Here is a 14069-nt window from a genome sequence, read left to right as displayed (position 1 = left end):
CACAGATGGCGAGGGCCCGAATGGATTATTCCATTCGGGCCCTCGCCATTTGGGGATGCCCATCACGGCATCCGGGAGGCTACTTGCGGTTCGTGAGCTTCTTCCAGCGGGCGCTCAGGCCCCACTTGGTCACGTTGAGCATGGCCTCGACGACGATGTTTCCGCTCATCTTCGAGACGCCAAGTTCGCGTTCCACGAACGTGATCGGAACCTCCACGATCTTCTTGCCCATTTGGGCCACGCGGAAGGTCATGTCGACCTGGAAGCCGTAGCCCACGGATTCGACGGCGTTGAAATCCAGGGCTTCGAGGGTTTCGCGGCGGAAGGCGCGGTAGCCGGCGGTGATGTCTCGCAGGTTCACCCCGAGCATGGTGCGCGAGTAGAAGCTGCCCACGCGCGAAATCATCTTGCGGTGCAGCGGCCAGTTGACGACCGAGCCGCCCTTGACCCAGCGGGAACCGATGACCAGGTCCGCGCCCTTGGGGATCTCGGCAAGCAGCAGTGGAAGCTGTTCGGGCTTGTGGGATCCGTCCGCATCCATTTCCACGAGCACGTCGTAGCCGGCGTCCAGGGCCCAGCGGAAGCCCGCCAGGTAGGCGGCGCCCAGGCCGGCCTTGCCGGTGCGGTGCATGACGTGGATGGCCTTGTCGTCTGCCGCCATCTTTTCGGCAAGGTCGCCGGTGCCGTCGGGGGAATTGTCGTCAACAATCAAGACATCCGAATCGGGCACTGCGGCACGCAAACGGCCCACGGTGATGGGAAGCGATTCAAGCTCGTTGTAAGTCGGAATGATCGTGACTACGCGCACGCGGCAGTCCCTTTCTGCTGATGGAATGATCCGCGGAAGAGGGCCGCAAGGGGCCGAGTACCAACGTGCCGCTAGGCGGGAACCCGCTGCGACTGGTTTCAGGGATCGGGTGGGGGTCAGTGCTCAATTATACGCAACCGCCCTCGCGAAACCCGGACCCTCGCCGTGTGATGCGCAAGACCATTTCGCATTGCCCGCGGGCACAGATCGACCCCGCGGGCTTCGGTCCGTCCCCTCCCAACGGCATGCGGCGGGAAGGGTGTTATCTAGTGCCTACGGGGTCGATTTGTTCATGCGCACCGGAATGCCGGTAAGCCGGATCGAAGGATCAGACATTGGTTCCAGCCTACCGTCCAGTTTTTAACTGTCAACCGTTTCCGGACCACCGGCTTCATCAAACTACTCAAGTCAACCGATAAATCGCGGGCTGGCGCACTTTGCCGGAAAATAAACAAATCAACTGGCAATACTTCGTTTTAACCCTTGCAAAAACCGGAATCGTCTGATCCCCAGCCAGCGGCAAAGATGATTCTAGGAAACGCCGAGCGCATCGAAGAGTACGTGCCCGGCACGCACCGTTCGCAGGCATTTGGGCAATTCGTCTTCCAGGACCGGCAGCATGGGGGTGCCGGCACGGGCGTCGGTGCTCCAGGAGGAAACACGGAGATCCGGTGTCTGCACCGACAGTTCGGCGGCGTCCCAGATCGCGAACGTGGCTTCGGCCCCGTTGACCAGTTGGCCGGCCATCGGGTTCGGTGCGCCAAGGGCGCGGAAGCCCGAACGGGTGTGCGCCATGAAGGCGGCCCTGGCCGAAACGCGTGCCTGTGGATCGCTGAGCTCCAGGCAAGCCTTGACGGTGCTCCACGGGCTCACCGAGGTGACCGGCGCATCGGAACCCACCACGACTGGCACGCCCGCAGCCAGGAACTGTCCCACGCCATTCATCGCTGCGGCGCGGGAGCCTCCCAGCCGGCGCTCGTAGAGACCGCCTACTCCACCCCAGGCGGCATCGAAGCCGGGTTGCATCGAGGCGGTCAGCCCGAAGGCCAGCATTTGGGCCCGAGCCGCCTCGTCGACCATCTCCACGTGTTCCAGGCGGTGCCTGCCGGCCTGGACCTTTGCCAGGCCCACGGATTCGGCGGCCCGGGCAAAGCCCTCAAGCGCCAAGTCCAGCCCGGCGTCCCCGATGACATGGAAGGAGGCCTGGATGCCGGCCAGCGAACAGGCGGCGACGTGGGCGCCAATGGTCTCCACGTCCAGGTAGGCAGTGCCCCGCTCCCCCGCGGCGTCGGCGTAGTCGCCGCGCAGCAAGGCGGTGCGGGAACCGATGGACCCGTCGATGTTCAGGTCCCCGCCCAGCCCCACCACCGCGGAGGAGTTGAAGGAGGCCAGGAGTGCCCTGGCCTCGTCCTCGGTGCCCACGGCCTGGCCCCAGTAGGCGTAGACCTCCGGAGTGGTGGCCTTCTCTTCGTCCGTGCGGGCCAGCAGCGACTCGAGGTCCGCGCGCCCGGAGATGTGCTCGGCGGCCATCTCCACCACGGTCCCGTGGCCGGTGGCCGCCAGGTGCTGCAGCGCGAGATCGCGGTTTTCGGTGTCCGCTGCCGGATCGCCGGCGAGGACCGCTGCCCTGACACGTGCATGTGCACTCCCGCGGACGAGGCCATCGGAGTATTCGGGGCCTTCCGCGATGCCGACCCGCTGGGCGAGCCGGGGGCTGATGAGGGCCGAGTGGACGTCGACTCGCGCCAGGTAGACCTCGCGGTCGGGGGCGGCCTGTTGCAGCTGTTCGGCGGTGGGCACGGTGCCGGTGCCGAAGGCGGACTCGTCCCACCCGGCTCCCAGAATGGCCCCGCCGGTGGTTGCCGCGGCCGCCGCAACTGCCTCGAGCAGCTCCGCGGCGCTGCGGGCCGCACTCAGGTCCAGGCCCTTGAGCCGGGCACCGAGCGAGGACAGGTGCACATGCGAGTCGACGAATGCCGGGGTGATGAGCGCACCTTGCAAATCGATCTCGGTCATTCGTGCGTCAAGCAAGGCGCCTGCCGCGGCCTCGGTGCCGATCCAGGCCACCGTGCCGTCTTCGACGAGCATTGCGGTGGCAAAGGGGTCGGCCGGGGAATAGACGGAGCCGTTGCGGTACATCTCAAGAGACAATTGTTTACCTTTACTTTTTCTCAAGCACGCCGCAGGTGTCGGCGTCCTTCAATCCTGCCGGTGCCGGGCCGGGTCCCGCCGTGGCGGGAATCAGTCGACAACGTTTGAATAAGCGACAACCCCGCGGCGGATCCTTTGCACCGCCTGGTTGCAGGAACGGGCCAGTCCGGTGTTCAGGTCAGGGATCTTGGCCAGTTGGTCCAGCACGTCGATGACCTGTTTGGCCCAGCGGACAAAATCGCCGCCGGCCAGGTCGGTGCCGCGGAGGCACTCGCGCAGGTCCGAACCCCGGGCCCACTTGTAGATCGGCCAGATCAGCCCGGAGTCAGGTGCCGCGGTCTCGGGCAGGCCGGCGTTGGCCTCCGCGTCCGAGAGGCGCGACCACAGGTTCACCGAGGTTTCCCAGGCGATCTGAACCTTCGCGGTGGGCATGCGCGGATCCGGACCGTGGTCCTCGCGGCGCGCCTGGAACACGAGGGCAGAGATGAATCCGGCAAGCTCCTCGGCGGTCATCTCGTTCATGGCCCCGGTTTCCATGACCAGGGAGGTCAGCAGGTCGCGTTCGCCGTAGATGCGCCGCAGCCGCTGCCCCGCCTCGGTGATTTGGGCCTGGCCCATGTCGTTCGAGGCGGGCACGAGGTACTCGAAGTCCTCGAGCACCTTGGCGACCTTGTCGAAGGTCTTCGAAATGGTGTTGGTGCGGCCGCTGATCTGGGACCGCAGCTTGTTGGTGTCGCGCAGCAGCTTCGCATGGCGCTCGCCCCAGCGCGCATGGTCCTCGCGTTCGGGGCACCCGTGGCAGGGGTGGGCCTTGAGCGCGGCGCGCAACGCCGTGATGCGTGCTTCCTGCTCGTCGCTGCCGGTGAAGTTGAAACCGGGGACATCGTCCCGGGGCGGGCGGGACTCGGCCAGCGCGTTGTGCAGCGATGCTGCCAGGTCCCTGCGCTCCTTGGGGCTGCGGCCCGTGAACCCCTTGGGGATCCGGATCCGGGAAATGACCTCGACGGGGCCGTTGAGGTCCTGGACGCCGACGCGCCGGATGTGCTTGTCCTCGGTCAGCACCGTGGGGCGCGGGTCGTGCCACGAATTGTCCAGCTCGATGACCACGCAGCGGCCCAGCTTGCGGGCGCCGTGGATTTCGATGATGTCCCCGCGCGCCAGGGTTTCCAGGGATTCGGTCGCCGCCGAGCGGCGCAGCCGCGACACGGTTTTTGACGCGTCCTTTTCCGCCGCAGACAGCTGCTCGCGCAAGGAGGCGTATTCGCCGAAGTCCCCCAGGTGGCAGGTCATCGATTTGGCGTAGCCGGCAAGCGACTCCTCGCGGGAGCGCACCTGGCGTGCCATGCCGACCACGGAACGGTCGGCCTGGAACTGGGCGAAGGAGGTTTCCAGGATGCCGCGTGCCCGTTCCCGGCCGAATTGCGAGGTCAGGTTGAGGGACATGTTGTAGGTGGGGCGGAAACTGGAATTCAACGGGTAGGTCCGCTTGGAGGCCAGCCCGGCAATCGCCGCGGGGTCGGTGTCCTGTTGCCACAACACCACCGCGTGGCCCTCGACGTCGATTCCCCGGCGTCCCGCACGTCCGGTCAGCTGGGTGTACTCCCCCGCCGTGACCGACACGTGCGATTCGCCGTTGAACTTCTCCAGCTTTTCCATGACGACAGACCTGGCCGGCATGTTGACGCCCAGGGCCAGCGTCTCGGTCGCGAAGACGGCCTTGACCAGTCCGCGGACAAAGAGGTCCTCGACGACTTCCTTGAAGATCGGCAGCAGCCCGGCATGGTGGGCGGCGAACCCGCGCATGAGTCCCTCGCGCCACGGCCAGAAGCCCAGCACCTCCAGGTCGTCCGGCGGCAGCTTGTGGGCGACCATGTCGATGGTCTGTTCGATTTCCGTGGCCTCGGCAATGGTGGTCAGGGCGAGGCCCGAACGAACGCACTGGGCAACGGCGGCGTCGCAGCCGTTGCGCGAGAAGACGAACACCAGGGAAGGCAGCAATCCGGCATGGTCAAGCGCCATGATCATGTCCGGCCGGGAGACGCGGGTGCCCAGTTGCTCGCGCTTCTCCCCCCAGGTCCCTCCGCCTCCCCCGCGGCGTCCACGTCCGCGCTGGACGCGACCCCGGGAACCGGTCAGGCTGCGGTGGGCCATCTTGGAGAGCTCGGGGTTGACCTCGGCCACGCGCTCCGGGGCGTCCGCGACCTGGTCGAAGGACACGTCCTCGGCGAACAGGTCAAGGAGCCGGCCGCCGACCATGACGTGCTGGTAGAGCGGGATGGGACGGTGCTCGGAAACGATGATGCGGGTATCCCCCCGCACGGCGTCGAGCCAGCCGCCGAATTCCTCGGCGTTGGAGACCGTGGCGGAAAGCGAGATGACCTGGACATCCTCGCGCAGGTGGATGATGACCTCTTCCCACACCGCGCCGCGGAACTTGTCCGCCAGGTAGTGGACCTCGTCCATCACGACGTAGCCCAGTGAATCCAGCGTGTCCGAGTCTGCGTACAGCATGTTGCGCAGGACCTCGGTGGTCATCACCACGATCTCGGCCTCGCCGTTGATGGTCATGTCGCCGGTGAGCAGCCCCACGCGTTCGGCGCCGTAGGTGGCCACAAGGTCGCTGTATTTTTGGTTGCTCAGCGCCTTGATGGGGGTGGTGTAGAAGGCCTTGCGGCCGGAGCGGAGCGCCTGGAAAATGGCGAACTCGCCCACCACCGTCTTGCCTGCACCGGTGGGGGCTGCCACTAGAACCCCGGAACCGGACGCCACGGCCCGGCATGCTTCCTCCTGGAACGGATCAAGGTCGAAACCCAGGCTGGCACGGAACTCGGCAAGCCCGGATTCGCTCTCCTGGTCTTGTTCCTTGGCTGCGTCAAATCGCTCGGCCGGCATGCTCACGCTGCGACCCCTTTCAGGAGGGTTGTAGGTGCGCCCGTGTCCGTACACCGGACACGGGGCATCCTATGGAAGATCCGGCGAATCGGGAAGCTCGGATCCCTCGCCGGCAGTGGCGGCGTTCTCGGCCTCAAGCTGGGCCCGCTTCTTGTCGCGCTTGCGGTCATTCAGGTGGCAAATAAGTGTTGCCGTCGCAAAGGTCACGAACAACGGTCCGGCCAGGGCAAACATGGTGATTGCATCGCCGCCCGGGGCCGCCATGGCGGCCACGAGGGCAATCAGGAAGACCGTGATGCGCCAATGGCGCAGGATCAACCTGGCCTTCAGCACACCGACCAAATTCAACCCGACCATCAGGACCGGTGCCAGCATGGCCAGCCCGAAGGCGATCAGAAGCCGGAACACGAACGGCAGGTACGTGTCGGTCGTCAGCCAGGACTGGGCGTTTTCCGGGGTCAGCGAGATAAAGAACTTCAAGGCATGCGGCAATACCCAGTAGGCCATGCCGACGCCCAGAATGAAGAGCGGGGCCGCCGCCGCGGCGAACCCGATGGCCGTATTGCGTTCCTTCTTCTTCAACCCCGGGACTATGAAGGCCCATAGCTGATAGATCCAGATCGGCGCCGAGAACACCAGCCCCAAGAGCAACGAGGTCTTGAGCATGATGTCGAAGGGCGCCATGACGGAGGTGAAGTTGACTTCTCCACCGTATGCGCGCACCGGGGCGATGATCAGGCCAAGGACCTCGTCGTAGAGGAAGAATCCCCCGACCGTTCCCAAGACCAGGGCGATCAGCGAAATGAAGAGACGGTTCCTGGCCTCCACCAGGTGTGCCTTCAAGGCCATGCGGCCCTCGGGATTGTCCTTCCGCCCCTTTTTGGAGTTCACTACTTGTTCGCTCACGAAGGACTAGGCGTTGTTCTCACGACGGTCGGGATCAACGATGTTGCCCTCGACGGTTTCATCGCCTGCCGCGGGAGCCTTCTCATCGTCCTTCATCTGACGGACCTCGGACTTGAAGATACGCAGTGACTGGCCCACGGAGCGCGCCAGACCGGGAAGCTTCGGGGCACCGAAGAGAAGCAGTGCCAAAATTACGATGATGACCAGATGCCATCCTTGGATTCCACCCATGGGGAACCTACCTTTCAATCGTGTTAAGTCTACAGTTAGAACAGTTCGAGGTCGCCCACGCGTTGCGCTTGTCCGCGACGCGTTTTGCGTTCAATACGCGCCTCGCGCCTGGCGGCCGAACGACGCAATTTCCCTGCATCACGCGCCGCACGGGCATCCTCCGGGTCCTGGAACAGTGCTGCGACCCCCGAGGGGGTCCGTTCCAAGATCTCGGGGTACGTGCGCGGCTCGGGATCCGCATCCATCGAGGAACCCACCCGGTCCATGGCATCGCCGGCTTCGCTGGCCAAGGCCATGAAGCCGCGGAAGAGCCGAATTCCGGCCAGGACAAGGAACAATAGCGCGCCCAGCGCGAGCACCACCCACAGCAACAGCCAAAACCACCAAGGCAACATCGCTACTTCACCTCCCGGGTCGTCACTGCCGCACGGAGCCAGGACTCGACGTCGCTGCGCAAGGAGTCAGGTGCGATGACCCGCAGGTCGCCGCCGTGGTACGCGACCATCCCCGGAAGGGTGGCCGTGGAGGTCATCCGGATCTCGGCGATGTTCTCCTCGGAGCCCTTGGCCCACTGTTCCGGGGCATATTCATCCACCAGCGAAGCCAAGCGCGGCCCGAACCCCAGGACAACGAGCTCGTCGGTGGCGCTGGGGGTGAACAGAATATCTTCATGGTCATCGTGCCGGTGCGGATCGAGGGTGAAGCCATGCCCGCTGAGGGCCGCCGCCTGGATTCGGTCGATGCGGAAACTCCGGATTTCGTTGTTGGGCACCGAGAACGCACGCAGATACTGTCGGCCGGCATTCTCGACGAGCCGGATGGGCTCGACCTGCCTGACGCCCACCGCGTCGCTGGAGGCGCTGTAGTAGTCCAGCTCGACCACCTGGTGCTCGCGGATCGCCCGCACCAGGGTTGAGTAGATGTCGTTTTCCTCGGTTGAGCGCAGCGAGATGGACAGCACCGATTCGAGGCCCTCGAAGCCCACCGCAGCGGCCTGCAGCTTGCCGTAGGCCGAGTCGACCGCCGCCGCATGTTCAAAGTCCGGGAGCCCGCGCAGCGATGCCAGGCCAGCCAGCATCGTGGCGGCCTCCGTCAGGCTGAGACGGATGGGGGAATTCAGGGCCTCGGCGTTGTTGATGCTGATGGTTCCCGCCTCCCATTCCACGTCGATCAGTTCATCCGGCAGCCCGTTTGGCACCCCGCACATCATGATCGTCTGCAGGTGGGCCAAAAGCTGCTTTTCAGTCAACCCGAAGTGGGTGGCCGTTTGGTCAACGGTGGGTGAACCGAACTTGGCCACGTAGGAAATGATGTCGAGGTTTCGGGCCACGGCCTCGGTGGACGGCGGGCGCCCTGCATTGCGGCGCTTGCTGAGTTTGAAGTCGGGAACAGTGGCCTGTTGCGCCGCCAATGCGCCCTCCAGGCGGTGGCGCACCGCCGTTGCCAGGGGTGCCGGCTCCAGCACGCGGGCCGCCGCCCCCAGTTTCGCCACATCGGCCGCCAGCCCCATCAGGTCGTGGAATTGCAGCACGAGTACGTCGTGGTCATCGCCCGGGGTAATGGATTCGGCCCGGGAGCGCAGTGCCCATCCCGAATCCTTGGCCACCGAGATCCGTGCTTGCTCTCCGGCAATGTCCGGATCCAGCCGGCCCAGGGTCTCCGCCATGGAGAACCCGGCAGGACGCGAGGAGTGGGGCTGGCCGGTGCGGATGTCGCTAAGGATGCGGGTCAGGCGGAACATCCGCACGTCGTTGCGATCATGGTCGAGGCCCACCAGGTACCAGTTGCCGAAGCGCGAACCGATCCCCCAGGCGTCCACGGTCCGCGCGCTGGCGCGGCCCTGGGCGTCGAGGTAGTCGAAGGTGAGCACCTGGTGTGCCCAGACCGCCTCGAGGCAGGCAGCGAACGCCGGGCCGGCGGCATGCAGGCGCGGGACGTACTCGGTGAACCTCACCCCGCGGCCGGTGTCCTCCAGTCCGGCCGAGAGCCGGCCGGTGGCCCGGGTGGCGGAGGATTCCAGGTCGGTGTCCTTCCACAGCTGCGCCGCGAGTCCCAGCACCGCGGCTTCCTCGGTCGTGAAGCTCACTTCGGGCAGCCGGTAGCTGTCCGGGGCGATCAGGTAGCGTTCCTCGGAGCCTGTGCCAAGGGTCTTGACCGGGACGCCCATTTCACGCAGGTCCTTCTTGTCCCTGTCGAACTTCCGGTCGAAGGCGGCGTCGCTCAGCGACTGGTAGTCATCGACGATCTTGCGCAGTTCACGCTTGGAATATCCATGCGGGGTGTTGATCAACGCATAGGTGAGACTGACGAGTTTCTCGGCACGGGAAGGACCACCGGGGTTATTTTGAGCCACGCTCGCAAGATTACCCCGTGGCGCCAAGGCCGGGCCAATGCAACGCCGCGTTAACAGGCTTTGGCCGCGTTCTCCCTGTTTAACTTGGGAAAACACGGCCAAAGGCGTAGTGCAGTGCTTAGCGCACGGCCACCAGGTCGACCACGAAGATCAGTGCCTCGTTCGGGCCGATGGCCCCGCCGGCGCCACGCGAGCCGTAGGCCAGCTCCGAGGGGATTTCCAGGCGGCGGCGGCCGCCGACCTTCATGCCGATCAGGCCCTGGTCCCAGCCCTGGATGACCTGGCCGACTCCGGCGCGGAAGTCCAGCGGGGTGCCGCGGTTCCACGAGGCGTCGAACTCCTCGCCGGTGGACCAGGCCACGCCGACGTAGTGGGTCGAGACGGTGGAGCCCGGAACGACCTCGGCGCCGTCGCCGACGACGATGTCCTCGATCTTCAGCTCCGTTGGGGCGTCGCTTCCCGGGAATTCAATCTCGGGCTTGGTGCGGTCGTATTCACGCTGTCCAAAAGACATGGTGGAATCCTTTCGGTTGGTTGCTAAAAGCTTCTAGCTACTTTACTTCTTTGAGCTCAACAAAGAAGACCAAGGGGCCCGCCGGGGCTCCCGCGGCCCCGCCGTAGGCAAGGTCGGTCGGAATGGTCAGCATGACCTGGGTGCCGGCCTTCAGGCCATCCAGGCCCTGTGTCCATCCGGGAATGACGCCCGCGAGGTTGAAGTCCGACGGCTCGCCGCGGTCAAAGCTGGAATCGAACTGCTTGCCGTCTTCCCAGCGGACGCCGGTGTAGTGGGCAGAGACGTCAGAGGTGGCGGTGGCTGCCTTGCCGGTGCCTTCCTTGACGATGTCAACGACCAGGCCGGCCGGGACATCCTTGTCCTTCGGGATGGTGATGGCGGGCTTGGAATCCTTCATTTCGAAGGTGGGCAGCGAGCCTTCGTCCTTGAGCTTCTTGACCTCGTCGGCCCCGAGCTTCTTGGATGCCTCCGGGATCGGCTCCGAGGCCACGACCTTCAGCACGACCACGGTCTCGGCCTTTGCCGCGCTGGGGCTTGCCGAGGGAGTGGCGCCTTCGGCGGGTGCCGCCTCGGCAGCGGGCTCGACCATGGCCACCCACGATCCGACCTTCGCCTGCATGAGCGTCTCGTAGAGTGCCGGCAGCTGTGCCTTGAATTCCTCATTGGTCGGCAATGTCACCGGTTCCCCGGCAAAGCCGGAGCCGAGCAGGCTGGCATCCTCGGCCTTGTAGGCAATGGACTTGAACTTGATGTTCTGGTTTTCCTTGATTTCATCGCCCTTGCCCTCGACGATGACCTTGGCACCGGTTGCCGTGGCAACCAGCGGGGCGTCGAAGGTGACGGTCGGATCGCTGGAGTCATCCGCGCCGGGGGTGACCTTGATCGATTCCAGGGGGGCAACTTCACCGCTTGACGCCGTGGTGGTTGAGCCACAGGCCGTCACCAGCAGCAACGAAGCCGTTGCAACGAGTGCCATTACTTTGTGCACGAAATCAACTTTCAGTTGGGGATTATGGGACTGGAAACACCCACAGTGATTGTTGGGCTTTCGAGACTGTCTTCAGCCAGCTTAAAGGCCGAAACTGTGAATCACCTTATTGTGGGTGGAAATATGCCGCTTTAAGGCTGCCCGCCCATGGCCGAAATCAGCGCATCGACCCGCGAATCCGTATTGGCGAAGGGATCCTTGCACAGCACCGTCTGCCCCGGGTGGTCATTGAGCTTGAGGTGCACCCAGTCAACGGTGAAGTCACGCTCCGCATTCTTCGCTGCCCGGACGAAGTCGCCGCGCAGCTTGGCCCGCGTGCTTTGCGGCGGGTTGTCAACGGCGAAGGCGATGTCGGCGGGATCCACCACCGAGGCGACCCTGCCCCGGGATGCCAGAAGGTGGAAGAGCCCGCGCTGCGTGTCGATGTCGTGGTACGTCAAATCCAGTTGTGCCAGGCGCTGCGCGCCCAGGTCCAGCCGGTGCCGGTTTGCGTAGGAATTGATCAGCTTGTGCTTGATGGCCCAGTCGATCTCCGTGTCGATCCCCGAGAAGTTGCCCGACTCCACGGCGTCCAGGGTTCGGGTCCACAGATCCAGCACCGCCGGGACCTGCTCGTGGTGGGCCCCCTCGCGGGCGACGAAGTCGGTGGCCAGGGCGAGGAAGCGGCGCTGGAGCGCGAGCGCGGTGAGGTGCTTGCCGTTGGCCAGCTTGACCAGGGTGGTGCCGTTGAAGTCGTGGGAGATCTCGCGGATGGACCGGATGGGGTTCTCCAGCCGCAAATCCTCCATGATCTTCCCCGACTCGATGATCCGCAGCATCAGGTCCGTGGCACCCAGCTTCACCAGCTGGGTGGTCTCGGACATGTTCGAGTCCCCCACGATCACGTGCAGGCGGCGGAAGTACTCGGCGTCGGCGTGCGGCTCGTCGCGGGTGTTGATGATGGGCCGGGAGCGGGTGGTGGCCGAGGAGACGCCCTCCCACACATGGTCGGCGCGCTGGGAAAAGGCGTACAGCGGCTCGCCGTCGACGGTCACGATCTTGCCGGCCCCGGCGATCAGCTGCCGGGTGACCAGGAACGGAATCAGGATCTCCGCCAGCCGGGCGAACTCGAGCTTGCGCGGGATCAGGAAGTTCTCGTGGCAGCCGTAGGAGTTCCCGGCGGTGTCGGTGTTGTTCTTGAACAGGTAGAGCCGGCCGGTGAACCCGTCGGCCGCCATCCGCTCCTCCGCGCTGGCCACCAGGTCGTTGAGGATCGACTCCCCCGCCCGGTCGTGGGCGATCAGCTGGGTGAGCTCGTCGCACTCGGCCGTGGCGTACTCGGGGTGTGAGCCGACGTCGAGGTAGAGCCTGGAGCCGTTGGTCAGGAAGACGTTGGAGCTGCGGCCCCACGCCACCACGCGGCGGAAGAGGTAGCGGGCGGATTCCTCCGGGGTGAGCGGGCGTCCCCCGGGGTCCGAGTAGGTGATTCCGTATTCGGTTTCGATGCCGTAGATCCTGCGGTCCATGCGGGCCTACTTCCCTGCGCCCAGGAACCGGGCAATGGTGGGGGTGTCGAGACGGCGGAAATGGCGGTGCGAGCCGGATGCGGTGACGCGCTCGAGCACCGCGACCTCCAGCAGCCGGGCGTCTTCGGGGCTTTCCCCGACGCCGGGCAGCACCAGGGCCGCGGCGCGGATGACCTCGTCGGTCCCGGCGGCGGCCAGGTCCTTGTCGGCCCAGTACCCGTTCCAGGCCTCGCGCAGCACCGGGGTGTCGCCGCCCATGATGATGTATCCGGGCTGTTCGGCAATCGAGCCGTCGAAGTTCAGCGAGAACAGCGTGTCGTCGGCGGGGGTCGCGCCCAGTTCCAGGACCGCCAGTTCCACCTCGAAGGGCTTGGCCTCGGCGGTGAACACCGCCCCCAGGGACTGGGCGTAGACGCTGGCCAGGCCGCGGCCGGTCACGTCGTGGCGGGAATAGGAGTAGCCCCGGGTGTCGGCGTAGCGCACCCCGGCCTGCCGCAGCGACTCGAACTCGTTGTACTTGCCCACCGCGGCGAACGCGATCCGGTCGTAGATCTCCCCGATCTTGTGCAGCGATCCCGAGGGGTTCTCCGCGATCAGCGCGATCCCGTCGGCGCAGGAGGCCACGATGACCGCCCGGCCCCGGGCAATGCCCTTCCGGGCGAAATCCGCCCGGTCCTTCATGAGTTGCTCGGGCGAAACGTAGTATTGCGCGCTCATCTAGGCTTCCTTCCCGCTGGCGGTCCGTGCGGCAATGATCTCGGTCGCCATCCCGGCGAGGATGGGCTCCTCGACGCGGTGCGCTCCGGCGGCGTCAACGGTGTAGACCACCGGCCACAGCTGGCGCACGGCATCCGGTCCCCCGGTGGCCGTGTCGTCGTCCGCGGCGTCGTAGAGCGCCTCCACGGCGACGCGCACCGCGGCGGTGGCATCCATGTCCGGTTGCCAGAGCTTCTTCAGTGCGCCCCGGGCGTACGGGGAGCCGGAGCCGATCGAGTGGTGCTCCACTTCCTCGTAGAGCCCGCCGGTGATGTCGAAGGAGAAGATCCGCCCAGTCTCGGCCAGGGTGTCGAAGCCGGCAAAGAGCGGGACGACGCTCATGCCCTGCATGGCCAGGGTCAGGTTGGCGCGGATCATCGAGGCCAGCCGGTTGGCCTTGCCGTCGAGCGAGAGCCGGGTGCCCTCGATCTTCTCGTAGTGCTCGAGCTCGACGCGGAAGAGCTTGGCGATGTCGATGGCGACCCCGGCGGCGCCGGCGATGCCGACCACCGAGAACCTGTCGGTCTCGAAGACCTTCTCGATGCGACGGCTGGCAATGACGTTGCCCATGGTCGCGCGCCGGTCCCCCGCCATCACGATGCCGTCGGTGTAGGAAAGCGCGACGATGGTGGTTCCGTGCGGAACCTGCCCCGCGGCACCCGCGGGTGCCTGGGCCGGGGCCCCGGGCAGCAGGTCGGGACGGTCCCGGTTCAGGTACTCCATGAAGGAGGGGCCGGGACCGAGCTCGATCACTGACCGCCCTTTTGCACGAACCCGCGCACGAATTCCTCGGCGTTGCGCTCCAGCACGCCGTCGATCTCGTCGAGCAGGTCATCGACCCCGGCGTCCTGGCCGGCCGCGGCCGTGACTTCCTGCTCGGTCTCCTGGGCCTGGGCTTCCTCGCGGCGCTGTCCCGAGTGCTGTTCCTGTGTCATTGCCGTCCCGCTCTTTTCCGTCTCTTGCGT

General features: G+C 65.7%; 13 protein-coding genes. All 13 read right to left on the bottom strand.

Annotated features, from left to right (window positions below):
- Positions 1-79 precede the first annotated feature (79 nt).
- The 13 genes from AC6CHY_RS13790 to AC6CHY_RS13730 all read right to left on the bottom strand — a co-directional run bounded on the left by AC6CHY_RS13790 (position 80) and on the right by AC6CHY_RS13730 (position 14039).
- Positions 80-808 carry a polyprenol monophosphomannose synthase gene (locus AC6CHY_RS13790; protein WP_498227091.1) on the bottom strand — a complete coding sequence of 243 codons (729 nt, stop codon included), beginning with the start codon at positions 806-808 and terminating at the stop codon, positions 80-82.
- 531 nt (positions 809-1339) lie between these two features.
- Positions 1340-2959 (bottom strand): amidohydrolase, encoded by a 1620-nt coding sequence (locus tag AC6CHY_RS13785; RefSeq protein ID WP_498227090.1) that lies wholly within the window; start codon positions 2957-2959, stop codon positions 1340-1342.
- Positions 2960-3049: 90 nt separating this feature from the next.
- Positions 3050-5851: a DEAD/DEAH box helicase gene (locus AC6CHY_RS13780; RefSeq protein ID WP_217388286.1), complete on the bottom strand. Its 2802-nt coding sequence runs from the start codon at positions 5849-5851 to the stop codon at positions 3050-3052.
- Between the two features lie 69 nt (positions 5852-5920).
- Positions 5921-6757: a twin-arginine translocase subunit TatC gene (tatC, locus tag AC6CHY_RS13775; RefSeq protein WP_498227089.1), complete on the bottom strand. Its 837-nt coding sequence runs from the start codon at positions 6755-6757 to the stop codon at positions 5921-5923.
- A 6-nt stretch (positions 6758-6763) separates the two neighbouring features.
- Positions 6764-6988 carry a Sec-independent protein translocase subunit TatA gene (gene tatA, locus AC6CHY_RS13770; RefSeq protein WP_217388017.1) on the bottom strand — a complete coding sequence of 75 codons (225 nt, stop codon included), beginning with the start codon at positions 6986-6988 and terminating at the stop codon, positions 6764-6766.
- 35 nt (positions 6989-7023) lie between these two features.
- A complete protein-coding gene (locus tag AC6CHY_RS13765; RefSeq protein WP_217388018.1) occupies positions 7024-7383 on the bottom strand; it encodes a hypothetical protein in 360 nt (119 codons plus the stop codon).
- A gap of 2 nt (positions 7384-7385) precedes the next feature.
- A complete protein-coding gene (locus tag AC6CHY_RS13760; protein ID WP_217388019.1) occupies positions 7386-9341 on the bottom strand; it encodes a helix-turn-helix transcriptional regulator in 1956 nt (651 codons plus the stop codon).
- A 118-nt stretch (positions 9342-9459) separates the two neighbouring features.
- Positions 9460-9855 carry an FKBP-type peptidyl-prolyl cis-trans isomerase gene (locus AC6CHY_RS13755; protein ID WP_217388020.1) on the bottom strand — a complete coding sequence of 132 codons (396 nt, stop codon included), beginning with the start codon at positions 9853-9855 and terminating at the stop codon, positions 9460-9462.
- 37 nt (positions 9856-9892) lie between these two features.
- Positions 9893-10831 carry an FKBP-type peptidyl-prolyl cis-trans isomerase gene (locus tag AC6CHY_RS13750; protein ID WP_498227088.1) on the bottom strand — a complete coding sequence of 313 codons (939 nt, stop codon included), beginning with the start codon at positions 10829-10831 and terminating at the stop codon, positions 9893-9895.
- 143 nt (positions 10832-10974) lie between these two features.
- Positions 10975-12348, bottom strand: coding sequence for a Pup--protein ligase (pafA, locus tag AC6CHY_RS13745; RefSeq protein WP_498227087.1), 1374 nt, complete (start codon positions 12346-12348; stop codon positions 10975-10977).
- A 6-nt stretch (positions 12349-12354) separates the two neighbouring features.
- Positions 12355-13065: a proteasome subunit alpha gene (gene prcA / locus AC6CHY_RS13740; RefSeq protein WP_498227086.1), complete on the bottom strand. Its 711-nt coding sequence runs from the start codon at positions 13063-13065 to the stop codon at positions 12355-12357.
- A complete protein-coding gene (gene prcB, locus AC6CHY_RS13735) occupies positions 13066-13827 on the bottom strand; it encodes a proteasome subunit beta (RefSeq protein ID WP_498227105.1) in 762 nt (253 codons plus the stop codon).
- Between the two features lie 26 nt (positions 13828-13853).
- Complete coding sequence (locus tag AC6CHY_RS13730; RefSeq protein ID WP_217388024.1) at positions 13854-14039, bottom strand: ubiquitin-like protein Pup; 186 nt, start codon at positions 14037-14039, stop codon at positions 13854-13856.
- Positions 14040-14069 lie beyond the last annotated feature (30 nt).

The organism is Paeniglutamicibacter sp. GQ140 (genome assembly GCF_059759235.1).
Note: the sequence above shows the minus strand (reverse complement) of the source record. Positions and strands in the feature narration are given on the sequence as shown.